The 25572-nt window shown below is 47.3% G+C and carries 18 protein-coding genes; 12 read left to right on the plus strand and 6 right to left on the minus strand.

Annotated elements, in window-relative coordinates; translation table 11 throughout:
* The first annotated feature begins 58 nt into the window (after positions 1–58).
* The 8 genes from G395_RS0116350 (at position 59) to G395_RS31180 (ending at position 15447) form a co-directional block, all read left to right on the plus strand.
* A complete protein-coding gene (locus G395_RS0116350; RefSeq protein ID WP_157486710.1) occupies positions 59–895 on the plus strand; it encodes a hypothetical protein in 837 nt (278 codons plus the stop codon).
* A gap of 104 nt (positions 896–999) precedes the next feature.
* Entirely contained in the window at positions 1000–5136 is a 4137-nt protein-coding gene (locus tag G395_RS0116355; protein WP_026631045.1) for a hybrid sensor histidine kinase/response regulator transcription factor, read from the plus strand.
* Between the two features lie 302 nt (positions 5137–5438).
* A complete protein-coding gene (locus G395_RS0116360; protein ID WP_084439664.1) occupies positions 5439–8657 on the plus strand; it encodes a SusC/RagA family TonB-linked outer membrane protein in 3219 nt (1072 codons plus the stop codon).
* A 36-nt stretch (positions 8658–8693) separates the two neighbouring features.
* Positions 8694–10319, plus strand: a complete 1626-nt coding sequence (locus G395_RS0116365) for a RagB/SusD family nutrient uptake outer membrane protein (protein WP_026631047.1) — start codon at positions 8694–8696, stop codon at positions 10317–10319.
* Positions 10320–10338: 19 nt separating this feature from the next.
* Entirely contained in the window at positions 10339–11505 is a 1167-nt protein-coding gene (locus G395_RS0116370; RefSeq protein ID WP_026631048.1) for a glycan-binding surface protein, read from the plus strand.
* Positions 11506–11707: 202 nt separating this feature from the next.
* Positions 11708–14104, plus strand: coding sequence for a glycoside hydrolase family 31 protein (locus G395_RS29560; RefSeq protein WP_157486711.1), 2397 nt, complete (start codon positions 11708–11710; stop codon positions 14102–14104).
* Between the two features lie 68 nt (positions 14105–14172).
* Positions 14173–14739 carry a dihydrofolate reductase family protein gene (locus G395_RS0116380; RefSeq protein WP_026631049.1) on the plus strand — a complete coding sequence of 189 codons (567 nt, stop codon included), beginning with the start codon at positions 14173–14175 and terminating at the stop codon, positions 14737–14739.
* A gap of 75 nt (positions 14740–14814) precedes the next feature.
* Positions 14815–15447 carry a metallophosphoesterase gene (locus G395_RS31180; protein ID WP_051350203.1) on the plus strand — a complete coding sequence of 211 codons (633 nt, stop codon included), beginning with the start codon at positions 14815–14817 and terminating at the stop codon, positions 15445–15447.
* A gap of 11 nt (positions 15448–15458) precedes the next feature.
* Here the strand turns inward: G395_RS31180 and G395_RS29570 are convergent, their stop codons facing one another.
* From G395_RS29570 to G395_RS0116405, 4 genes are all read right to left on the minus strand, one after another.
* Complete coding sequence (locus G395_RS29570) at positions 15459–16343, minus strand: c-type cytochrome (RefSeq protein ID WP_051350204.1); 885 nt, start codon at positions 16341–16343, stop codon at positions 15459–15461.
* Between the two features lie 295 nt (positions 16344–16638).
* Complete coding sequence (locus G395_RS0116395) at positions 16639–17433, minus strand: nucleotidyltransferase domain-containing protein (RefSeq protein ID WP_026631050.1); 795 nt, start codon at positions 17431–17433, stop codon at positions 16639–16641.
* A gap of 72 nt (positions 17434–17505) precedes the next feature.
* Positions 17506–17919: a hypothetical protein gene (locus G395_RS29575; protein ID WP_051350205.1), complete on the minus strand. Its 414-nt coding sequence runs from the start codon at positions 17917–17919 to the stop codon at positions 17506–17508.
* Positions 17920–18667: 748 nt separating this feature from the next.
* Positions 18668–19651: a ScyD/ScyE family protein gene (locus G395_RS0116405; protein ID WP_026631051.1), complete on the minus strand. Its 984-nt coding sequence runs from the start codon at positions 19649–19651 to the stop codon at positions 18668–18670.
* Between the two features lie 331 nt (positions 19652–19982).
* Here G395_RS0116405 and G395_RS0116410 point away from each other — a divergent pair, with 331 nt between their 5' ends.
* The 3 genes from G395_RS0116410 to G395_RS0116420 all read left to right on the plus strand — a co-directional run bounded on the left by G395_RS0116410 (position 19983) and on the right by G395_RS0116420 (position 22612).
* The gene (locus tag G395_RS0116410) at positions 19983–20855 is read left to right on the plus strand and encodes a two-component regulator propeller domain-containing protein (RefSeq protein WP_169720045.1); all 873 of its coding nucleotides are present in this window, start codon (positions 19983–19985) and stop codon (positions 20853–20855) included.
* Complete coding sequence (locus tag G395_RS0116415; RefSeq protein ID WP_026631053.1) at positions 20792–21874, plus strand: sensor histidine kinase; 1083 nt, start codon at positions 20792–20794, stop codon at positions 21872–21874. The genes G395_RS0116410 and G395_RS0116415 overlap by 64 nt, the downstream gene beginning before the upstream one ends.
* Before the next feature lie 105 nt (positions 21875–21979).
* Positions 21980–22612: a response regulator gene (locus G395_RS0116420; protein WP_026631054.1), complete on the plus strand. Its 633-nt coding sequence runs from the start codon at positions 21980–21982 to the stop codon at positions 22610–22612.
* Between the two features lie 19 nt (positions 22613–22631).
* Here the strand turns inward: G395_RS0116420 and G395_RS0116425 are convergent, their stop codons facing one another.
* Positions 22632–23384, minus strand: a complete 753-nt coding sequence (locus G395_RS0116425; protein ID WP_026631055.1) for a GIN domain-containing protein — start codon at positions 23382–23384, stop codon at positions 22632–22634.
* Between the two features lie 172 nt (positions 23385–23556).
* Here G395_RS0116425 and G395_RS0116430 point away from each other — a divergent pair, with 172 nt between their 5' ends.
* Positions 23557–23922, plus strand: coding sequence for a winged helix-turn-helix transcriptional regulator (locus G395_RS0116430; RefSeq protein WP_026631056.1), 366 nt, complete (start codon positions 23557–23559; stop codon positions 23920–23922).
* Positions 23923–24094: 172 nt separating this feature from the next.
* Here the strand turns inward: G395_RS0116430 and G395_RS0116435 are convergent, their stop codons facing one another.
* Positions 24095–25570: a RagB/SusD family nutrient uptake outer membrane protein gene (locus G395_RS0116435; RefSeq protein ID WP_026631057.1), complete on the minus strand. Its 1476-nt coding sequence runs from the start codon at positions 25568–25570 to the stop codon at positions 24095–24097.
* Positions 25571–25572: the final 2 nt, after the last annotated feature.

Raw genomic sequence — 25572 nt, forward strand, 5'->3', positions numbered from 1 at the left:
CCCATCCCCGGCAATTTTGTTGGCCCCTATGCGCGGGGAATTTTGCAATATTTTCCCGATGGAAGAAAATAACAGGAAGCTTTACACAAAGGAGCTCCGGATCAGAACGCACCTCCTGTATGTGGAACGCCTCCTGCGTCAAGCGGATGTTTCGCACCTTACCAACGAATACAAATCAAGAAGAACTCATTTGCTCAATATGCTCCGGAGCTATGCGCAAGCTGGAAAGTATCCTAAAAACTACGATTACAAAGGACAGCGCAAACCGTGTTTCATCGACAAAGACCAGAATATATGCGCGGTAGGTTATCTGGTTGAACAAACTGCCGGCCGGCGTACGGCAGAGCTTATCAACGCGGACTATCAGTACGCCGACATTCTGGATATGAATAGCGAATCGGTTGATAACTGGATTGCATCGAGCGGGTTAACGAAGGAAGAATGTGCGATGATCCAGCCTAATTACGGCTCATATCCCTATCCCGATCAGCCTTCAAACCGCATTAAGCCAATGTATGCCATCAGTTCAGCCGTTTTGATGGGCGCAAATGCGACTTTTAATGTTATTAATATTGCGGATATTGCCAGGGGCGCCGATTCCAAAACGGCCCCGGTCCTTGGATTTTTGGCCGGGACAAGCCAGGTTGCTATGGGTGCTTTTGGCTTTGCGCGCGAGAGGCGTTTGACCAGAGGTGACAATTCGCCTCAATTTACCAGTCAGGGCAGGCTTTCTTTGTTCAATATAGGCATAGGCACCAGCACCATCCTATTGAGCAGCTGGAATCTTTTGCGCCAGAAAAAAATGGAGCAGAAACGCACATCCTGGAACATTTACAGCTTTCCGGATGGAAATAATCAGGCAGGTCTGGGGCTGAGTTTCAGCAGGAAGCTCTGATTAGCAATGTTGCCGGGCAGCCACATTGCCTGCTCGCCCGGTTGTATCCACATTCGCATTTAACGATATGTAAGAATTCAGACAAAGATTCGTTTTTTTGTGTGATGCGAAGTTGCTTTTGGGGTTTTTGTTGGGTGGTATTGATCGTGCTGGGTTGCGTGGAGAAGGGCCTGGCTCAATCCAATGAATATCAGTTTGCACGCTATAACACCGAACGCGGACTATCTCACAATGAAGTCAACTGTTTCCTCAAAGACAGCCAGGGTTTTGTCTGGATCGGCACAGCCAATGGCCTTAACCGGTTCGACGGCTACTCGTTTCGCGTTTTCAAGCACATTCAAGGCGATTCCACCACCATTTCAAATCATCGGATCAATGCGATATTTGAAGATCCGCAGGGTTATATTTGGATCAGTACACCGGTTGGATTTGATATCTACGATCCCATCGCTGAGCGCATTGACCACAATGCTGACTTGGCGGCAAAAAGGCTCGGATTGCCCGATGCCAATTTCAGCCGCATTATAAAAACACGCTCCGGCGACTACTGGATCAATCACAATCGCCTCGGATTATTGAAATTTATAACCCGTTCTAAAAAGCTGGTCAAGGTTAAATTCAGCCCGTCCGAAGACTCATCCGAGCCCGCCAAGCGTCTGATCTCCGATTTCGATGAGGACACGCAGGGTAACTTGTGGGTGGTGTGTGACGATGGGTTTCTGGCCCGTTTGCATGCAAAAACCTACCAGGTGGATGTGCAAAGTGCCATGTTACAAAACCGAAACCTGGGTAATTTGTCCAACCATAAGGTTTTTGTGGATGACGATGGCGAGCCCTGGGTTTATGTGGTAAAAGCCGCATTGGGTGCATTTTATTTTGATTTCAAAAACAACACATTACGCATTGCCAACACCGCAGGAGCAGATTTCCGCCTTAGTAACAATACGGTAAGTTCCATGGTCACCGGGCCGGATGGGCGCATCTGGATGGGCACGGATCATGGGGGCATTAATGTCGTGGATAAAAAACGCGGGACCGTTTCCACTATGCTGTTTAATCCCGGCGACCCCAGAACGATCAGCCAAAACAGCATTCAGGCTTTGTACAAGGACCCGACGGGCATGATCTGGGCCGGGACATTTAAGAAAGGATTTTGCAGTTACCATAAGAATATCTTCAAATTCTCGCTGATACAGCACGCACCCGGCGATCCACGCAGCCTTCCTTTTGACGATGTGAATATGTTTGTGGAAGATCAGAAAGGCAACCTCTGGCTGGGTATGAATGGTGGGGGTTTGATTTATTTTGATCGTAAAAACAACACATTCAAGCAATACAAGAACATTCCGGGCGACCCCGCAAGTTTGAGTAACAACGTGATTGTCAGTCTTAGTCTGGATAAAAGCAATGTGCTCTGGATAGGGACTTATTTTGGGGGGCTCAACAGTTTTGATGGCAAAACCTTCACGCGCTACCTGCACGATCCGGCTGATTCCACGAGCCTCATCGATGACCGCGTCTGGGAGATTTTTGAAGATTCTCAAAAGCGATTGTGGGTAGGCACCCTCGCCGATGGCCTCGATTTATTTGACCGTAACAAAAAGACATTCCGGCACTACCGGCGGCTGGCCCCCAACTCCGTCAGCTCGGATTACATTTCGGCCATGCTCGAAGACAGGCAAGGCAACATCTGGATCGGAACTGCAAACGGGATTGACGTTTTAATGCGGCAAACGGGCCGTTTTGTGCATTATGCCTACAAAGCCGGCGATCCTAAAAGTTTGAGCAGCGATGCAGTTACTTCACTCGCGCAGGACCATTTCGGCAACATCTGGATCGGGACTTCGGAAGGGTTGAACAGATACGACGCGCGCACCAATGCATTCGTGGCCTATAATATACGACACGGCCTGCCGGATAACTCCATTCTGACAGTGGCCGTCGATGAAATGCATAATTTGTGGCTTGGTACGCCCAAAGGATTGGTTCATGTCAATATTTCAAAGCGTTCGGGTGGAGTGCCTGTCACGTTTCAGGTGCGGACTTTCAATGAGGTCGATGGTTTGCAGGGTAGGGGGTTCAATGAAAATGCTGCGCTCCGGCTGCAGTCGGGCGAAATGGTTTTCGGCGGGGCCGACGGTTTCTCAATTTTTGATCCAAAACAAATTACAAACGAGCGCACTGCAACTCAGGTAATGCTCACTGATTTCCAGATTTTCAATCAAAGCGTTCAACCTGGCGAGCTTTTCGATGGCGAGGCTGTGCTGGCCAAGTCGGTTTCATTGACAGATCGCATTGTGTTGAAATACAGCCAGAATGTATTTACGATCGAGTTTGCTGCGCTGAATTTCCTGCATCCCGAGAAAAACCATTACCAGTATACATTGGAAGGGTTTAACGAACAGTGGTTTGAAGCCGACAATACGCGCAAGGTGACTTACACCAACCTCGATCCGGGGACTTATGTTTTCAAGGTGAAAATGAAAGAGGGCGGCTTGTCCACGGAGCGCAGCCTGCGTGTGGTGATCCTGCCGCCATTCTGGCGGACGCCTCTGGCTTATCTGCTTTACTTCCTGTTTGCAGCCGGTGCGTTAATGGTCGCGCGGTGGATCCTGATTGAGCGCGAGCGGATGAACTTCAAACTCGAACAGGAGCGACATTATGCCCAGCAGCTGCATGAGCTGGATATGATGAAGATCCGGTTTTTCACCAATGTAAGCCACGAGTTCCGCACGCCGCTTACCCTGATGCTTACGCCCCTTGAAAACCTGCTGAAAAATATCCGTTCCGATCACACTGTACACCGGCAGTTGTCGCTGGTGCACCGGAATGCGCAGCGGCTTTTTAACCTGGTAACCCAGATGCTCGATTTCAAAAAGCTGGAAGTGGAAGAAACGCAGTTCCGGCCGGAGCGGGGAGACATTGTCCGGTTTTTGCGGCAGATCGCGCAGACTTTTTCGGACCTGTCCGAGCATAAGCACATTCGTTACCGGTTCGAAAGTGAACTAGCATCCCGCTATGCTGATTTTGATCAGGATAAGTTGTCCAAGATCATGTATAACCTGCTTTCTAATGCATTCAAATTCACGCCGGAAAATGGGCGCGTAACTGTGACTTTGCACATTGTGAACCAGGACAATAGCGAAGCTTTGGAAATCAGTGTGGCCGATTCCGGGATTGGTATTCCGCCCGACGCGCAGGCCAAGGTGTTCGAACGGTTTTACCAGCATCCGATGCCCGATAATATGATGAACCAGGGCAGCGGGATCGGGCTTGCGATTGTCTCGGAGTTTGTAAAAATGCATGGCGGCACCATTGATCTGGAAAGCACAGTGGGCCAGGGAAGTACATTCACCGTCACATTCCCTTTGCAGGAAAATCCGTCCCGTGTGTATGCATTGCCCGCGGCAGAGGCATTGGCACCCAGTATGACCGACGTGGAAATAGTTTTGCCCGTGGAAAAAGCGGTGAAAAACAAGCCGCTCGTGCTGCTCGTGGAGGACAATGACGAGTTTAGGGTGTATTTAAAAGAAGTATTTCAAAAAGAATACGACATCCTGGAAGCCGGTAACGGGAAAACCGGACTGGAAATCACATTGGAACAAATCCCTGACCTGATCGTCAGCGATGTAATGATGCCCGAAATGGACGGGATTGAGCTTTGTCGCATTATTAAAACGGACCGGCGCATTTCGCATATTCCGGTGGTGCTGCTCACAGCCCGTGCGGAAGAAGAACAGCAATTGCAAGGTTACCAGACCGGCGCCGATGCGTATGTGACCAAACCTTTCCGGCTGGATATTTTACAAGTCAGGATCGCCAACCTGATCCGTCAGCGTGAGCAGTTGCAGCAGCAATTTCAGCAACGCGTAGAGATCCGTCCGAGCGAGGTTGCCATTCGTTCGCTGGATGAGGAATTTGTAACCAGCGCAGTGAAAGTGGTGGAAGCAAACATGTCCAATGCCGAGTTTACCGTAGAGGAACTGAGCGATGCCATGTCCATGAGCCGCATGTATTTGTACAAAAAAATCCTTTCACTGACAGGCAAAACGCCCATCGAATTTATTCGCATCATCCGCATACGCAGGGGCGCGAGCCTGCTGGAAAAAAGCCAGCTATCCATTTCCGAAATCGCTTATCAGATCGGTTTTAACAATCCAAAATACTTCGCAAAACTCTTCAAAGAAGAGTATAATATGCTTCCCACAGTCTACCGTAAAGAGCCCCGCGGCCAGGAATAGTACAAAAGATCATTTTGATACTAACATATAATCAGCATACACTTGCTCATTAACTGCTCAATCGCATTTTTTAAATAATCCTCTCATAATGCATTCACAGATGAAAAAATAGGGCAATTTGTTGTCCGAGTTTACAAATCAACCCCTATTTGTAAACATTTGGATCCCCTGCTGATTGTTTTTTAAAGGCACATTTGTCCAACTATTCATTCGATTTATACCAAATCCGGCACTTCACCCAGGAGTCTAGGAAAAATCTAAATCGGAGGTGAACAAATAGTCACTTTATAAAACCAAACAACATGCAACAAAATTTGTACGAAACAAGGCGGGTAAGTCGCAGCTTGCAGCTCCTCGCCGGGTTGCTACGACCTCTTCTTTTAACATTGGGGATCATGGGCGCTGGGCTGGGTGCCTTTGCGCAGGGCGATGGAAAAAAAACGATTACCGGTACGGTGGTTTCGGTGGATGGCGACGATGGAATTCCAGGCGCAAGCGTGGTGGTGAAGGGAACCTCTGATGGTACAACTACAAATACGGAGGGTGAATTCTCAATTGAGGCGAGTGCGGGAAATACATTGGTGATCTCTTTTATCGGGTATGTGACGCAGGAGATTCCGGTAGGGAACAAAACAAAAATCGACATCCGATTGCAGGAAAGCATTGCAGCTCTGGACGAAGTAGTGGTGGTAGGATACGGAGAAATGAAGAAAACCGACGTTTCCAGTTCACAGGTGACGGTTTCAGGCAAAGACCTGAGCAAAACCATCAACACCTCGCTGGAACAAGGTCTGCAAGGACGGGCAGCGAACGTAATGGTGCAGCAGAATTCGGGTCAGCCGGGTGCGGCGCCTTCGGTTTTGATACGCGGCTTGAGCTCGCTTACCGGCACAACGCAGCCTTTATACGTGATTGATGGTGTGCAGATCAAGCCGGATAATATGAAGGATGATCCGAACAACCGTCCAACCGGTTTTTCCAACATTCTTTCCAGCATTAACCCGGACGATATCGAGACGATCAACGTTTTGCAAGGTCCTTCTGCCACAGCGATTTATGGAGCGGTAGGAGCGAATGGTGTTGTCATGATCACCACCAAACGCGGTAAGGCCGGCGAAGCGAAAATTACTTTCAACTCGCTGCTGACATTGCAATCGGAGCCGAAGCACATTGATGTAATGAACCTGCGTGAATATGCACAGTTTCGGAATGAAGCGGCGGCTGTGGGTAGCACCGCTACGGAACCGCAGTTTGCAGATCCTTCTGTCTTGGGGGATGGTACAAACTGGCAGAGCGCACTTTTCCGTCCAACCACATTGCAGAAGTATTCTGTGGGCCTGAGCGGCGGTACGGAGAAATCGACTTATTATCTTTCCGGTGAGTATTTTAATCAGAAAGGGATTGTGGAAGGTTCGGGTTTCAAGCGTTATAATGGTCGCTTGAACCTTGAAAACCAAACGCGTAACTGGCTGAAAATCGGTGCGAATATGAGCGTTGGTATCACAGAGGAAAAAGTGAACACGAACAATGGCGGCATTATCCAGCTTGCATTGGACCAAAACCCGAGTGTACCGGTAACCAACCCGGACGGAAGCTGGGGCGGGCCTGTTTCTACACAGTTCCAATTCACAAACCCGGTGATGATCTCCAAGATCTACAATGATTATAACCGCCGTACTTCGATCCTGGGAAGCCTTTTTGCAGATGTGAAGCTGCTGAAAAACCTGACCTGGCACACGGAGGTGAACGGAAGCTCTGAGTTTTTGAAATACTACTCATTCCACCCTTCTTATACAATCGGCGGTTACGTGGTTTCGCAAGACGCAGCTACCTCGACACGCTCGGTCAACACCAATAACTGGTGGAGCTTGCACAGCCGTATGACCTATGATTTGAAACTGGGACGTCACGGTGTCAATATTATGGCTGGTCATGAAGCACAGGCATTTACCTATGAATCATTGAGCGGTACGCGTAAAAAGTTCATTACCAATACAATAGAAGAGCTTTCTGGTGGTGACGCATCTGTTATTTCCAATGTCAGCAACAACAGCGGTAAAGGTTCAGGATCGCGTGAATCGTATTTTGCACGTGTGAATTATAGCTTCAATGAGCGTTACTTCTTGCAGGGAACTTACCGAATGGACGGTTCTTCGGCATTCCGTGAAGGACGTCGCTGGGGCAACTTTCCGGCCGTTTCGGTGGCATGGCGCGTTTCGGAAGAGCCTTTCCTGAAAAGTGTCAATGCAATCAATGACCTGAAACTGAGATTTGAGATCGGTCGCTCGGGTAACCAGGGCAGCGGTGGTAATGCCATCTATTCAACGCTTCAAACGGTTCCAACGGGCTGGGGCACAGGCTTCCTGGCTTCTAACTTTGCCAATGAATTCCTGACCTGGGAAAAAGACGACGTGATCAATGCCGGATTGGACCTGCATATGTTCAGCAACCGCGTGGAACTGATCGTGGATGCTTATATCAAAAACATTACGAGCCTGATCACAGTTAACTCATATCCGTTTACATATGGTGGTGACATTGCTTACTCACCAGGTTACCTGAGCTGGCCGGCTGTTAATGCTGGTTCCATGAAGAACCGCGGTGTCGGCTTCACATTGAACACCGTGAACATCGACAAAGCAGGTTTCTATTGGAGAACAGGCATTAACCTTTCGTTCGACCGCAATAAGGTAACGTCACTGCTGAACCCGATCACACCAACCTGGAACGCGACTTCGGTTGGTTTCAAAACAGAGGTGGGACAACCAGCCAGTATGCTAACCGGCTACATTGCCGAGGGACTTTATCAGGACGCTGCCGACATTAAAGGCCATGCGATCCAGACATCCAACGGCGAGCTGACGATGAATCCGCTGACAGGCAGCTGGGTAGGGGACACGAAATTCAAGGATCTAAACGCGGACGGCATCATCGATGCAGAAGACCGCACGGTGATCGGTAACCCATGGCCGAAGTTCACATTGGGTTTCAACAACAATATGACCTACAAAAACTTCGAGCTGAACGCGTTCATGACGGGAAGTTTCAAGAATGATATCCTTAACTATCCGCGTTATCGTGCAGAAGTGCCGGGTAATGGCGGTGTATTTGGAAACCAGTGGAAATCGGTGGCCAACTATGCACGCCCAAGCAGCTATGCAGTAGGTGATGCGGAAACGGTAACTCTTACCAATCCTGGTTACGTAATCCCGCGTATCGCGCCGGGTGACCCGAATGGTAACAACCGGATGAGCACCAATTTCATTGAGGACGGCAGCTACGTGCGTTTGAAAAACATCACATTGAGCTACAACTTCCCTAAGTCCTTGCTGAAAGACACTTTTATCCGCGGATTGAAAGCATCGGTAGGCGCGCAAAACCTGTTTACCATTACGAAATACAAAGGTTATGATCCTGAGATCGGAATGGTAAGCTATGGCGGAACGGTCATGGCCGGCATCGACACAGGACGCTATCCGTCTGTCCGTATGTATTCTTTCGGTCTGATGGCTGATTTTTAATCGATCTGATCCCATTTATTTTAAAAGAAATTTTATATGCAATTCAAAATAAAACTCCTGGCAGCCATCGGCACATTGATGCTTATGCAGGGATGCAGCGAAGAATTCCTGGACCGCCCGCCACTGGACGCGCTCACTTCGGGTAATTTCTATAAAACCGATGCCGAAATCCTGGCCGGAACGGCGCCGCTTTACAACATTGTGTGGTTCGATTTTAATGACAAGGCCAACATGTCTTTTCAGGAAGCGCGTGCCGGTAACCTCAATTCCAACGACCGGACGGCATACGTTAAGCACGCCATTCCATCGACGGATGTAAATACGCTTTTGCCGGGTTACAAATCGTTTTACAAAATCATTGCGCAAAGCAACAATGCTTATAAGGCGATCAAGGAAGCGACCGGAAGCACGGCTTCGGCCACTGTAAAAGCGCAGGGATTGGGCGAATGCCGTTTCATGCGTGCAACAGCCTATTACTATCTGGTATCCAACTGGGGCGCAGTGCCGATTGTGTATGATAACGTGGCACAGCTTAACTCGCCACCGGTCCGCAACCGCGTTGAAGATGTGTGGAAGCTGTTAATTCAGGATTACCGTTTCGCAGCAGAAAACCTTCCCGTTACTGCCGATCAGGGCCGTTTGACAAAATATTCAGCCGAAGGAATGCTGGCCAGAATGTACCTGATGCGTGCCGGATTGAACCAGAAAGGAACGCGTAACCAGTCGGATCTGGACAGTGCGAAATATTATGCGGAAGATGTGATCACCAAAAGCGGCCGAACGCTGGCTCCAACCTATGCGGAGCTGTTTGAAAGTGCTAATAACAACTCTTCCAAAAATAATCCGGAAAGCTTGTTCTCGCTGCAATGGATGCCGGTAAGCAGTCCGTGGGGAGTTAACAATTCGTTCCAGGCATACTTTGCTTACGACGCCAACATTACCACAACGGGTGATGGCTGGGGCGCAGCGCAAGGCTTGTCGGCGGATCTGGTTAAATATTTTGTAGAAAACCCTGCGGATTCACTTCGCAGAAAATCAATCGCCATGTTCGATAGCGATGTGTACCCGAACATTCAGAAAGCGACCGGTGGTTTGAAATACAACAGGCCTGCGCAATTATCGGCGATTAAAAAATACATTGTCGGATCGCCGGCAGATAATGGTGGTTTGGGCGGATTCATGGCTGCCAATATCAACTCCTATATGCTGCGTCTGGCCGAAGTTTATCTGATTTATGCAGATGCAGTTTTGGGTAATGCGGCTACAACCAATGATGCCAAAGCATTGCAATACTTCAATGCGGTGCGCAAAAGAGCAGGCCTGGCGGCTAAAACTTCACTGACTTTCGAGGATATTTTCAAAGAAAGAAGAATTGAAACCGTATTTGAAGGTAACTCCTGGAATGAGATTGTCCGCTGGTATTATTTCAACCCGGCCAAAGCAATTGCTTACACCGCTGCACAACGCAGGGAGAACTATACAATGACTTACGTGCCAGGTTCTACCAATCCGAAGAAATACACCGTGACTTATTCGCCGGCTGAGTATTATCCGTTATCGGAAAATACGCTTTACCTGCCGTTGCCTGAGGGTGAGCTCGTGAATGCACCCTCATTGAAAGGCGAACCGGTTCCTTTTGATTTCAGCACATTAGTTGACTAACCCTAATTTTTGAAAAGCAATGAACTTTAAAAATATATATAGAACAGCACTGGGGCTGTGCCTGGCAGCGGGAATGCTGCTTTCGTTCCAGAGCTGTAATGACGACGATGTGGACGGCGCACCTTCCATCACAAACGTCCGCCTGCTCGACCCTACCAAAGCCGACAGTTCGCTGAATGCAGCAGAACCCGGCAGTCTGATCGTGATCCAGGGGCAGAACCTGGGGAGTGTGATGAAAGTCTATTTCAATGATTTCGAAGCTACATTCAATGCTGCATTGGGCAGCAATTCGAATCTCATTGTGACCATTCCGGCGAATGCGCCTACGAAGGCTGTGGACGCGGGGGTTTCCAATAAGATCAAAGTACAGACCCGGGGCGGAGAGGCTACTTACGACTTCGTATTATCGGCGCCAACGCCGGTGCTCACAGGTTTGTATTCCGAATTTGTAAAGCCGGGAGGCACGCTGGTTATCAACGGAGATTATTTTTATAACATTAAATCCGTAAAAGTAGGCGCGACCAACTTGCAGATCCTGAGCACTACGGTGAAGCAGATCACCGCCAAAATGCCCGCTACTGCCGTTTCGGACATTGTTACGGTGGAGGGAGAATTTGGCAGTGTCAAAACCACTTTCAAAGTGAACGGTATGGAAGGGCATATGGTCAATTTCGATGTGCCAGCCACAACCTGGGGAGCAGAAGTATGCTGGGGCGGAGCGGCGATTGTGCCGGCAACGGATGCGAACGCGATCTCAGGTAAATATTCGCGGATCAAACAAACCAAATTACCCGCAACCGGCTACGCCGACGCGTGGGTTTTCTCTACTTGCAGTTTCGATTTCAAGCTGGCAGCAGGTCCGGCCGCTGAGAGACAATTCAAATTCGAGCACAACATTGCAGAGCCTTGGAAAGCAGGTAAATACGAAATCACGATCACCGCAGGCGGCACCGAATTCGTATACGCATTCCAGCCCTGGAATTCCACAGAATTCACCGCAACCGGTTACCAAACCAATGGATGGAGAACGGCAGTCATAGAACTTTCCGAATTCAAAAGTGCATCAGGAGGCACCATCGCGGACGCATCCAAAGTAAGCGATCTGAAAGTATCATTCGGCACAGCCGACGTTGCCATTGCTTCGTTCAATGGAAGTGTTGATAATTTCAGGATTGTGAAGAAGTAACAGTACGGCCGGCGGCCCCTGTCACCCTCAGGGGCGCACCGCCTGACGGCCGAGCCCCTGTCACCCTGAGCGGAGTCGAAGGGGAGGAGCACGATGCCGAGGGCGTCAGGCCTAGCCAGTAGCGCCCCTTCGACTCCGCTCAGGGTGACAGGGAGGCAGGCCCATAACATAGCCCCATCAACCAACGGGCAACACAAATTGCATGATGTATCATTTTAAACCTTTACCCAAACTAGCGTCGCTGCTCCTGCTGCTTTCGCTTGTTTTCGATTGCGATCCGGTTTCAGCTCAGCAGAGCAAACTTGTGAATGATCCGGTTGATATCAGCGGTGATTTTCGGGATTTTTCCAACACATTGTTTTTTGCCGATAGTCTGGCTTCATTTGATCCTGCAACAGGTGTGGGAAAGATCAATTGGAAGCGGCATGAGGCTTTCGCTGCGCATAATTTTGATAATTCCATGCTGAGCTATAAGCGCTCTTATAGCAATGAATTTCCTTCTATTGAATACGCCCAGGACCCTGTTCTGCCGTTTTCGGTTGAGTTTACATCGCCGCGTACAGTCCGTATCCGTGCGAACACGGGTGCGCAGGGGCCTTCCGGTGAACTTTCATTGATGCTTGTTCGCGAGCCTGTGAAAGATGCTTCCTGGAAGTATAAGAAGATTAGTGGTGGCCACGAATACACGAATGTACACGGATCTGTTACTATTTATGAAAATCCCTGGAAGATCCTGATCCGGGATGCCAGTGGAAAAGTGCTTACGCAAACGCGGGGGCAGGCGGATGGAAGGGCTTCCTATACGCCGACATTGCCGTTCTCATTTGTCCGCCGGGCTGCCGACTATTCACGGAGTGTTGCTGCGGTTTTTTCTATTTCGCCTGACGAGAAGATTTTTGGTTGCGGCGAGTCGTTTACGCGGCTCGACAAAAACGGGCAAAAGGTCATTTTATGGACGCATGACCCTAATGGTGTTCAAACGCAGACCATGTATAAACCGATTCCATTTTACATGAGCTCGCGCGGCTATGGAATGTTTATGCACACAACTTCGCCCATTACGTGCGACTTTGGCGCTACTTACGGAGAGTCCAACGCCATGCAGATCGGCGATGAGAGCCTGGACCTGTTCGTATTTTTAGGTCAGCCCAAAGACATTCTGGATGAATATACAAACCTGACCGGCAAGGCATCCATGCCGCCATTGTGGTCATTTGGCCTCTGGATGAGCCGCATAACGTACTTCTCAGAACAGGACGGGCGCAATGTCGCCGCCAAACTGCGTGAGAACCGCATCCCTTCCGACGTGATCCATTTCGATACAGGCTGGTTTGAGACGGACTGGCGTTGCGACTACAACTTCGCCCCAAGCCGCTTTAAAAATCCCGAAGGCATGATCGCGGACCTGAAAAAACAGGGTTTCCGCACATCGCTGTGGCAGCTGCCTTATTTTGTTCCGAAAAACACACTGTATCCCGAAATCGTGGACAAAGGCCTGGCCGTGAAGAACGCGAAGGGGACCATTCCATATGAAGACGCTGTGCTTGATTTTTCCAATCCCAACACCATTAAATGGTATGAAGATAAAATTTCGGGGTTGCTGAAACTCGGCGTCGGCGCTATTAAAGTTGATTTTGGTGAAGCTGCACCATTATCGGGCGTATATGCATCTGGTCGCACGGGCTTTTATGAGCATAACCTGTACCCATTACGCTATAATAAGATCGTTTCGGAACTGACAAAAAAGATAACCGGCGACAACATTATCTGGGCCAGAAGCACCTGGGCAGGCAGCCAGCGTTACCCGATCCATTGGGGCGGGGATGCGGAAACCACAAACAAGGGGATGGAAGCACAGCTGCGCGGCGGATTGTCGCTCGGACTTTCGGGTTTTACGTTTTGGAGCCATGATATAGGCGGTTTTACCATGAAAACGCCCGAAGATCTGTATCGCCGCTGGTTAATGATGGGCTTACTGAGCTCTCACACCCGCACGCACGGGCAGGCGCCCAAAGAACCCTGGGAATATGGGAAAGATTTTCAGGATTATTTCAGAAAAGCGGTGGAGCTGAAATACAAGCTTATGCCATACATTTATACGCAATCCAAAATCGCTTCCGAAAAAGGCTTGCCGATGGTGCGCGCGCTACTGGTAGAATTTCCGGACGATCCGGGTGCCTGGATGGTGGATAATGAATATATGCTGGGATCGGATATGCTGATTGCGCCGTTTTTTGAGAATGCGAAAACCCGACAGGTGTATTTACCAAAGGGGAAATGGGTGGATTACCAAAGCCGCAAAGTGTACGAAGGCGGCTGGCACGAAATTGCCGCCGGTGAATTGGAAGTGGTCATGCTGGTCCGAGAAGGTGCCGTATTACCCCATGCAAAAGTGGCCCAGTCAACGGATCAGATCGATTGGAAAAATATAGAATTGGTGGGTTTCAATGTGGAAAGTCCGCGGACGACTATGAAGTTGTTTCTGCCGGGTGAAAGTGTAGTAAAAGATGTTTTGGTTATAAAAAAAGGCGGAAAGCTTGTGATGAGCAAGGATTCCTTTGTCGCTATATCCCCCGTAAATAGTCCCGCAACCCCATAAATATTCTGCTGCGCTGGCGTTAGTTTTGTAACAAAATTTACTTTGTTAACAAACAAAAAACGCTTAAAATGAGGAAGCTGGTTTTATTTGCGCATATGTCTCTTGATGGTTTTGCCGGTGACTCGAGCGGTGGCCTTGGTTTTTTGACATACAACGAGGAGCTGCAACAATTCGCGGACGAAGTGGTCAAAACAGTTGGTTCCCCGGTATATGGCAAGAATACTTATCATTTAATGGAAGGTTACTGGCCCACGGTTCTGAACGACCCGAATGCCAACGGACATGCACTCGCCCATGCGAAATGGGTGCAGGAAGTTCCGAAAATCGTTTTCTCGACGACTTTGGAAAGTGCGGATTGGAATAATACACTGCTGATCAAAGACAACATTGTAGAAGAGGTGAACAAGCTGAAAGAGCAACCGGGTAAAGATCTTGTGATATTCGGCAGCCCTGGTCTGGCTAAAAATCTGATGAAACTCGGGCTGATCGACGAATATCAATTGACCCTGCATCCCATCATATTAGGAAAAGGAAATAGCTTGTTCGACGGTAATGCACAGATGAATAATTTAAAATTGCTGGAATCAAGAACACTGGCTTCGGGGGTTGTTACGTTGCATTATGCGAATCAGTGAATGTGAAGTTTTGAAAATAGTTTAAAGCGCAATCCGACATTCATTTGATCAGGACCAAGAAACAGCAGTTCCAAGATGATACCATTCAGACCTTTGCCATTTAAAATCAATCAGGTATACCTCACTTCCGACACGCATTATGGGCATAAAAACATTTGCCTGGGAACAACTACGTGGCCGGAGGATCATGCCGCCGGATGTCGGAAATTTCCGCTCATTGAGGAGATGAATGATGCCATCATTGCCGGCATTAATGCAACTGTCGGCAAAAATGACCTGCTGATCCATTGCGGCGACTGGTCTTTTGGTGGTAAGGATAACATCCAGATATTCAGGAAGAAAATTGCCTGTAAAAATGTGATCTTACTGCAAGGCAATCACGATCACCATATCTCGCGTTCGCATGTAGGCCCGCAAAATTTATTTATTGAATTTACCCAGATAGGCTTCTATCAGGTGGAATCCCTCAAATTCGTGTGTGCCCATTATCCTATGGCGATCTGGCACCAGTCGCATCACAATGTTCCGCTTTTCTATGGACATGTTCACGGCTCGTACGAGAATGTGGGCAAATCCCTGGATGTGGGAATAGACAATATCTTCAAAATAAAGCAACACTACGCGCCAATTGGGTTGCAAGAGGCATACGACATTTGCCAGCGTAAGCCTGCATTTCTCGAATCGCATCACGACGAGTTTACCAATTGAATTGTTGCTTATTATCTTTTCCTTTTTATAGGTGGGACAGTTTGTAAGTAGGCGAATATGGCCGAGCTTTCATCTTCCGTCAGTTCCGGGAAGAGGGGCATAGGATAACTGATAACCGAATTGTCCTTTGAAATGCCCTCGGTAATTGCACGTCGGAACTCAGCATCCGTCCAATTCCGGATGCCGGTTATGTGCGGCGTAAGATTCGGCGATTTGATCTTTTTTCCGCTTGCATCCCGCAATTTATTCCCGCCACCCATATAGCCCTTCGATCTGGCGGGGTCCAGCGCGTCAAGGGAAGCAAAACTTTTGGAATGACAATGGTAGCAAGCCAGGTTATCGACCAGATATTTGCCCAGCATCACCTTATCATCTGTTGGCTTTTGAATGTTGCCGTAGTGATATTCCTCAGGTTTCATCATGCTCAAACCAAGCCTCCCCGCAGGCGTGTACTTCGTTTTGCCCGCCGTCCTTGCGGATGGTTTTACGGCAACATCATCTGATTTTAAGTAGGCAATGATGTCGTCCAGGTCCTGATCGGCCATATTGGGGCGGTGCATATAAGGCATTAGTCGACCCGTCCTGCTTACGCCCGTGCGGATCAGGTAAGCCAGTTCGCCGGGCGTATATTTGCCGGCACCGTGCTGGGGATCCTGTGTGATGTTTGCAGAGTAGATCTTACCGATGAATTTTGGCGAGTCTTCCAGCTTTTTTCCACTGAAATCCTTCGTCTCAAAATTGTAATGACAAGATCCGCAGACCAGCATAGTGAGTCGTTTTCCTTCTGCAACTTCCTGGGACTCGACTTTGTATTCAATCTTTTCGGTTTGGTACTGAATTTTACACCCCGAAGCAATAAATATCGCCCCCGGAAGCATCCACTTTTTCCAATTCATGGCTTTAAAATGTACTTTTTGAAATACAAAAACTAGCTGTTACAAGCAGCCAACGGCTCCTTTTAATGACCGTCACTGGCCACTTCATCCGTCAGATTACGCAGATGTCATGAGTCCGGATGCTAGTTTAGCAATGTTGTATAAGGAAGGAAAGTACACTTTGCAGCAATTGGCCTTAATGGACAACGAAGCGGCTATTTTATGGCATCAATTGGGTCATAGGGGTTTTAGTAAAAAAAGTATAATAATTTCTCCCGTGAAGTTTCCGGATATCTCACACGCTTTGCAATGTATATTACCGGGAGGAATGGTTCGTGTTGTCGGACAGGTAAGCCATTACAGCTTGTTCCGCGCGGTGGTTTATTTTGAGGGAATCGGGCTTCGTGGCTTCTCTTAGGAAGCGATAATAGCGGACTGTATTTTGCAAAGCATTTAAACAGGATTCGGCGTTATGTTCCGCCATCGTGTTTTTCATGAATGTTAAGTCTTGGTCGGGAAGCAGGAATTCTATTTTTCTTACCCCTTTTGGCAACTCATTATTACTGATCAAAGCCAGCGGCCCTAATACGGTTTGCTGGATAAATGAGAAAAATGTTGTCGTTTCAAAATACTCTCCACGGCCAATTTTTGCCGCTGCGTAGTGAACCCAAACCCAGAAACGGTCTTCAATCCACTGCAAATCGGGATAGGGGAATTTCGCCGCCGACTGTGTCAGTACGTCGGTTAATACACCATTTCTTTCCCAAATAATAACCGGATCTTCCACTCTCGAAGCCATATCAGGCAGGCAGACGAACTTTAAGTCGACATGGAGCATGGGGTTATTGTATAGACAAATCAGTAATCTTGGCTCACCTACATGCTCGCCGGTGAAGCACGCGAGCAAATCGCCGGCAGATTCTGCCAATGCTTTTTTATCTTCAAAAGAAATGGTCTCGGACTGATGAACGATGACCAGGTCAATGTCTGAGAATTGGTCCATCCGGCCATCAATCCATGAACCACCTGCTGCCAGGGCTAGGAATTCATTATTAGATGAAAGAATTTCGGAAAAGGAAGTAACAAATTCTTGAAAATAGATAGGCTTCATGAAGAGAATTGGTTGGAAAATTATTGCGGAACACATTGCAATAATGGTATAGTTCCCAATTTCTTCAAAATTTCAATAGCGGCGTCCGTGGACTTTAAATTTCCGGCTTTCAGCGCCATGCTGCACTTCCAGGATCCCGCGATAGTCGGAAATGCCGATCTCGCTTTTAATTTCGTCCCTGATAATCAACCTGACGTTGTAGTTTTCACCCGAAAAATAATCCGTAAAACCCTTCCGGTCTTTATCGGTCATGGTGTAGCTAACATTGATGGTCCGGCCATCGATCATCAAATTGCCTTTTTTTAAGGGTGTGGCGACGAAAATGTATTGATTTTCGGACAATGGTGTCGTTGCAAGGCAAAAGTAATAGCCGGGCTCTACTGCGCGCGACTCGGTGGAAACGGCTGGTAAGTGATTCGAAGAAGCTGCACCCAAATCCCATGCAGTCCAGTTAAGACAGGCGATAATGAAGGATAGAAAAAGCATATAAGTCAAGGATTAAGTTGGACAGAGTGTATACTTCAATTGGGACTGGGCCATTTAACGGAGGTATCCCAAGCTTTTATATCACGTGAACATTAGGCCAAAACCGGATCAGCAGGCTGAAAGAGAATCAGCAAAAATTTCAACCATAAAGAAAAAAAGCCGGGAAGATGTTTCGACCCGGCTAAATTTAATACGTTGAGTATAGTCTAGGTTGATATTTATAAGTACAAGTGTGTTTTTTAAGCTTGTAAGCCTAAGGCCGGCGTACCAAGCCCGCTGCCGGGACAGTACTTAACATTTTACTTTGAAGCTGAGACTTCAACTTACTGTTTTCCTCAGCACGTGCGCGTGCCTCTTTGAGGTAGATGCAGAGTATAAGAAAAAGACTAGCTATTAGTAAAGTGCATTTATTGCTCATAAGTATGCGGATAGTGTGGCCCCCTAGCAGACCATGTATAGAGCAAAATTTCCATGCCAGAAAATGGAGAAATTAAATACAAAAAAGCGGAATAGATAACCAATCGGTTACTTCATTCCGCTTTTTTGTATTTAATCCTAAATTGATAGCACTGGAATAATTAGTGCAAGGAAGAACTGCACCATTATTTGCGAAACTTAGAATAATTATAAATAAATTATCCGGTTTCGTGTCGTCTGAAACGGTTTTCTGAGACGTAACTTCCCCATTGAGATCATGGAAGCGCTAATATATCGGGCGACTGTCCACACTTTTCTGGAAAGACGAACATTAATACGACAGCTTGCTGATTGTGCCGTCCTGATAGCTAAGCAAATAGTAGAGTTTGCCGTTGCCACGAATAATGTCAGTTGGCCGCGAAAGACCGTCGAGCAGGATCTTTCCGTCTTCATTGAGCACTTTGCCAGACTTAGCCGCAAATCCCATTGCTCCGAAAACACCATGCTGGATGACGATGGGCTTTTGGTTCGCTGAAAGTGTAATGCCGGTCAGGGTTGTGAAGTTAGACTTGTAGACCTCAACCGCTCCCGAGGTCTTTACCTCAAAAATTTTGGCATCGCCCGGTGTAAAAGGGAAGCCGGTTAATGTGCTTACGAGGAATTTGCTTCCGTCGTAAACGATGCCCGTTGGCACAGCCTCCACGCCCGTCGCAACATTGGGTATTTTAGCAAACAAGCTTAGGGCGCCGTTTGTCTTGTCTCTTTTAATAATGGCATTGCTTCCGGCGTCAACGATGTACATATGATCGTCCGGCCCGAATGTGAAATGGTATGTATTTGAATTAATGGGATTGGTCAAAGCCAGGCTTTCGACATAGCTTCCAATGTCTGCTGAGTCGATAAGGGCCAGCGCAACAGGGCTGTCGCCGGATTTGAAGGACGACACATCGGCTGTGTAAAGTATGCCGTTGGAGCCATGCAGAAAATATAATTTCCCTGCGCGGTAAGCCAGATGAGCTATTCCTTCTATGGATCCTTCCCGCATCAGGGACTGGAGACCGGTAACAAATGTTGTTTTAACGCCCGATTGGGTAATCATGGATACGCTGCCATCATCGCCCTTACCAGACCCGGCTTCGGTTACCCACAGGTTGTTCTTGTCATCCGCGGCCATCCCGATCGGATATTTCAGCCCGCTTACAAATAGTTCGGAAGACAAGGTTTCCGGTTCAGGTTCAAAAATGTCGTGGTCTGTGCAAGCCAGGACGATGAGAAAAGCCAGTAATGTTGAAAGTGAGTAAAGTAATTTTTTCATTGTTTTGAAATTGAGGTTGTTAAGGATGATGATTGTGGCGTTTTTGGCTGTGCAGACCAGGGAAATCCTGTGAAGAACGCTGTTGCAGCATTTTCACAGAACCTGGCATTCGACATAGTGATTAAGAAAAAAACGTTGAGTAAAATCTTAGCGCAAAAGACGATAGGAAAGCGCCATGGCGCAATAGCAAATTATTGCTATACGTGCCGGTTTTACTTCCTTAATCATTGTTGTGACAGGCGGTTAGAAAAAAGGTTATTTGTTCTTTAATCGAAAGTCAACTTTAAGAGTACACAAGTTACATCCGTCTTATATTCACTCCCATCTCTTCATGCTGCGCAGACTTTTACAATTCAAGATGAATTTGTCTTGCATAAAAATCCACTTGTATGGTCTGCTAGCTTTCCTGGTTTTGCTTTTTACGGATATCTGTGTGGCGCAGGCTCCGCAAACGCGTGTAAACATTCAGTTGCTTGGTCCGGAGCAAGGCTTGCCCAGCCGGAATACACGCGCTCTCGCCCAGGATGGCCGCGGCTTTATGTGGGTGGCAACCGGCCAGGAACTATGGCGCTATGACGGTTACAGTTTCCAGAATTTTACGGGCATGCTAACCCGATCCATTGGCAGCGGGACCCTGATCAACCAAATCAAGACCGGGCCGGGTGGCGACATATGGGTGACGCATAATATCGGCGTCAGCATTGTTGATGTCCTTAACCTGACGTGTAAGACCATTAAGCCTTCGACTGCTCTCAAAAGTGTTGATTCCCAACAGCATCTGGATGTTTTTTTTGATAGTGATCAAAATGGCTGGGTTTCAATACCGCGTGGAAAGCTCATTAAGATCAGTAAAGATTTTGTTCCTGAGGCACTATATACGCCACCAACCAATGCGGGGCCGGCCGCTGGTGTCGGCAGCCAGGTTACCAACCTGTTTCTGGACAGGAAAGGCAAGCAGTATGCGTTTAGTGACGGGACTTTTTTGGACGAAATAGATGATAAAGGCAAACTGGTTAAACGAACTGATCTGATAGGAAATGACATTAACCTCCGTCCATTTCGCATCTTCAGTGTGGTGCAGACAAGTGTAGATACGTTATCAATATATTTCGAGCAAAAAAAAGAGGGAAGCACTTCCGGATGCGGCATTACGCTTTCAAAACCGAACATGTTGGCCCTATTACTGATACGGACGCCCCGATAGCGCCCGGGATTATTTATACCGATAAAGGAAATTACAAGTGGTATAAATCTTCAAAGGAAATTGGTTTACTAAATCAAAAAACGGGTCAATTCACCGATCTGACCACCCGCCTGCTGCAAAAATCAGGTGCAGACATTTACTTTTTTGGCGCGTGTTTAAGCACCGACGGCAGTTTTTGGGTGGCAGGCGTCAACGGTCTGATAAAAGTTACGCTAACCGAAGAGATTTTTAGAAGATACATGAGCGTGCCTTTGGAAAAGACCGGCGATATCGGCAGCAGCGTCAGAGGCATTACTGAGGATAATTCCGGAATGATCTGGGCATGTTCCTATGGGTATAACCGCGACGGTTTGCAATATCTGCTTCATCAGATCGATCCCGTGACACACAGGAGCAGGCATATGCAGCTGCACAGCCAGAACAGGACTTTGAAGAATGTGGTGATTCCTTATAAAGTGCTTTTTACCAAAGACGAGGTTTATGCAGTAACAGATGGCATCGAGTTCCTCAAAATTGATCCTGAGACCGAGGCTTACACGGAGGTGGATTTTCCGTTTGTGAGCGGGCGCGGCTTTACTTCTTTTTACAAACTTAATGACTCAACCTTCTGGACAGGCACCTGGGGTGGAATGGGCATTTATCGGCACGCGGCCCGGATGTTTCAGTTTGGCAGCACATTGGCAGAGTCCAAGGGATTTACTTTTCGTTTTGAAACAGATATTCAAGTCCAAAACCTGAAACTGGATATGCAGACGAGGAAAAATCTGTATCTGATTTTCAAAGAAGCGATGAACAATGCTGCCAAATATTCTAATGCCAGCACCGTAGATGTATTTACAACGCGGGAAAGTGGCCATACGAAGCTGACTATCCACGACAATGGCAGGGGCTTTGATCCCGATTTCATCAGGAAGGGCAATGGATTGGCGAATATGCACCACCGTGCGGCACAGATGAACGGCCAGCTTATGATACATTCCGTCATTGACGCCGGAACCACCATTACGCTGGTATTCTGAAGCAATGAGGATGACTAGTATTTGCTATATTGTAGAAGAAATTCGATTGCTAATTTTGCAGGATATTGTATTTCAACATCATATCAATTGCTATTGACTCACCGTATGGCGTCAAGGATCATAATTTTCGACGATAATCAGGAAAGGTTGAACAGCGTGTCCATGCTTCTCAATCTCTCCGACGGTTTCGTGTGCACCGGAACTTTCCCCAATGCCAACAACCTTCTGGCCAACATTACCGAATCGAAACCGGACCTTGTGCTCATGGATATAGACATGCCCGGAATCAACGGCATAGACGCCACCATCCTGATCAGAAGGCATTTTGGTGCATTGCCCGTGCTGATCCAAACGAACTTTGAGGAAGATGAGCGGATTTTTGGCAGTCTGCAAGCCGGTGCCAACGGATATTTATTGAAAAAGACAAGTCCGGAGCGGTTTATCGAGAGTTTGCGGGAAGCACTTGAAGGCGGCGCGCCTATGACCGGCAGCATTGCCACCAAAGTCCTGCGCTACTTTTCTGCTGAAACCACAGCTAAAAAAGACTACCGCCTGACCGAGCGTGAAAAGCACATATTAGGTTTTCTGGTCAAAGGTTACAGCTATAAATTAATCGCCGCAGAATGTGATATTGCCTACAACACAGTAAATAACCACATCCGCAATATTTACGATAAACTTTACGTAAACAGCGCCACCGAAGCAGTAAGCCTGGCGATCAGGGAAAGGCTGGTGTGAGGTTTGGGGGGCTCAGTTGTCAATTAAACTTAAACATATCAACATTCCGGCTGAATGATTTCATAGAAGTCATCTGGTCCATAGATGGATAAGTAATATTTGGCATTGCATTCCCGACATTATTGAGCGTGCTTTCAACAAATAATTTGGCTGTAAGCTGTTCTGATACATTTAATTCGGACTTGCAGTGCGTTTCTTCAACAATGTCTAGTTTCTTTATTGCCAAATCCTTTGCATTCATGTTGCTTTTTGTGAATAATCTGGCATGCATATCATTTGCTGATCCGCTCAATTCAGCATTACATGACGTTTCCATCCTCAGGTTAAAGGAATTCAATTTAACCATTCCGGTAATGGATGATTTGGTTTGAAGTTTTACAACCAGAGAATTATTTTCAAGTGGAGAAAGCAATTTGATATTGGAAACGCTGCCCAATATGCTGTTTATATTATTGTTAAAAGTCAGCTTTATTTTAGGGCTTGTTACATTTCTTAACGGTTGATTTCTCTCGTAATGAATAACAAGCGTGTCGCCGTCGACCTTACTCACAATGTGCTCAATAATATTTGATTCTGCAATTAAAGAAACAGAATTGGTTTCTCCTTTTTGTAAATCTACATCCAGTCCGATAATTCTTAAATGATTAAAATTCGGAATCTCCCGACTGGAATTTGTCATTTGCTTATTGCCGACAATTTCTGTTTTGATGCCTTGGCCGACCACTGTGGTGCACGTTAATGCAAATAGGGATGCATAGAATAGATTTTTCATGGTATATAGATTTTGTATACACCAATAATACAAAAGTTTATAAGATTAGTCAAATACAAAATGCGGGGGGGGCTGATTGTTTCTACCTCAGGGAAAAAAGGGAACTTCGATTCATATAGGGATAAATTGATCCCCTATTGCACAAATTGAGACATACATTTACATTTGAAATATGTATGAGCGGAAAACATTGCCGAACCTGAATTGTAGCCTTGATCTGATAGGCGAAGTGCTCTATGGCAAATGGAAAATCCGTTTGCTGTGGTTTATCAATGAAGGTCATAAACGTCCAAGCGAGCTCCAACGCAAAATTCCCGATGCGTCACGCAGGGTTTTGAATATTCAGCTGAAAGAATTGGAAGAACACGAATTGGTGACCAGGAAAATTTACCCCGTTGTGCCGCCAAAAGTGGAATACAGCCTAACAGAATTTGGCAAGACACTAATCCCCGTCATCGCCGCATTAGGGCAATGGAGCGATGAACATGAAGACCGTTTGCGTGATGTGATTTTGAGACAAGTGGTGAGTTCTGAATGATGGATTAATTTGCGCAATGAAAGCAGACAAAAAAAGGGAAATGTATAAAGCAAAAAACAGAACTTAGGCGATTTCTCGTCTAAGTTCTGTTTTGTAAGCGGCAGCGGGATAAATTTCAAATCACTACTAGCCGCAACTCCCATCTGATTGTTGCCTAACAGATTCAAATCCTTCAATATCCTTCGTTTTGCACAATCGCCGGGCTGCTGGTAATTACTGCCAGTGCCGGAATTGGGTACAGCAGTTGGTAAGCTTTAATGGGCGATGAAATGCCCACAGTTGCTTTGCCAGGTCCTGATACTTTCGCATTCATGACTGTGAGTGCGCGATCCGTACGCAGGAGATCAAACCAGCGATGTCCTTCAAATGGGGATTCCAACCTTTCTTCGTTGTAAACCGCTGCCTTGAATGTTTCGTAGGTCAGGCCGCTCAAATCTTTAAGGCCTGCGCGCTTCCGGACCGAATTAATGGCCGTGTAAGCATCGGCAACCGGTCCTTTGTTTACTTCATTCAATGCTTCTGCATACATTAAGAGAATGTCGGCATAACGGATCACGTACCAATCCGCTCCCGAATCGGCATAACCGCCGCCTGTTTCGCGCTCCACGTATCCACGGATGTATTTGGCTTTAACAAATGTGCTCCCATTCTGATATCCGTCGGCGATATTGTTGCGGCGTACATCGCCTGTTGTATAGGCCGCAGCGATATCGTCGGTGGGTTGGTTAAATCCGTAAGCTCCGCCTGAGGGAATGGTAATCCCCTCGGAACCGGTTGGCGCGAAGTGATTGGGCAAGTTTGAACCCAGGCCATTGGCTGCGCCTTTGAATTGCGCCTGCCAGATCGCCTCCGGATTTCCCTGCTGTCCGGCTTTGTATAAATCAGCATAAACAGGCAGCAGACTATAAGTGCCGGATGAAACTACTTTTTTGAATTCGGCAGCAGCTTCTGCATATTTTTTCTGTGTCAGGTAAACCTGCCCGAGCAGACTTTGGGCAACCCCCAATGTTGCGCGTCCCACAGAAGCGTCATCATAAGAAACGGGCACCAATCCCTCCGCCTTGATAAGGTCAGCTTCAATTTGCTTGTAAACATCCTGAACCGAGGCACGGCCAACTTCGTAACTGGCATCGATGTCAGTAACCGGTTCCGTTACCAGCGGAACGCCTCCGTATAACCGCACCAGATTGAAATAAGCCAGCGACCGCAATGTAAGCGCTTCGCCGGTGTATTGCTTTTTCAAATTATCCGCAACAGTTGAGCCATCGATCTTGGCAAGAATGCTGTTGCTTCTGGCGATCAGCACATAACTATTCTGCCAGAAGGCGGTAAGGTGCTCATTGTCTGTTGTTTCGCGGAATTCATCAAGATTTCTTTTTGCATCATTTCCATCTCCGCCAGCAGTAAGTTCGGTGGTGTTATCGGAACGAAGATCGACGAGCAGGGGATAATATCCATTACCGGAATACACTTGTGCAAATGCAGAATAAGCACCTACCAGCGCCTGGTTGAAATCAGATTCGGTTTTGAAAAAATCAGTTTCACCGACCTGGGAAATGGGTTTGGATTCCAGGAAATCATCACAGGACGTGCCCGCAAATGCCAGGGCAACCAGGATAACAGCTGTTTTTATATTTTTTGAGGTCATGT

The organism is Dyadobacter alkalitolerans DSM 23607, from assembly GCF_000428845.1.
GTDB lineage: Bacteria > Bacteroidota > Bacteroidia > Cytophagales > Spirosomataceae > Dyadobacter > Dyadobacter alkalitolerans.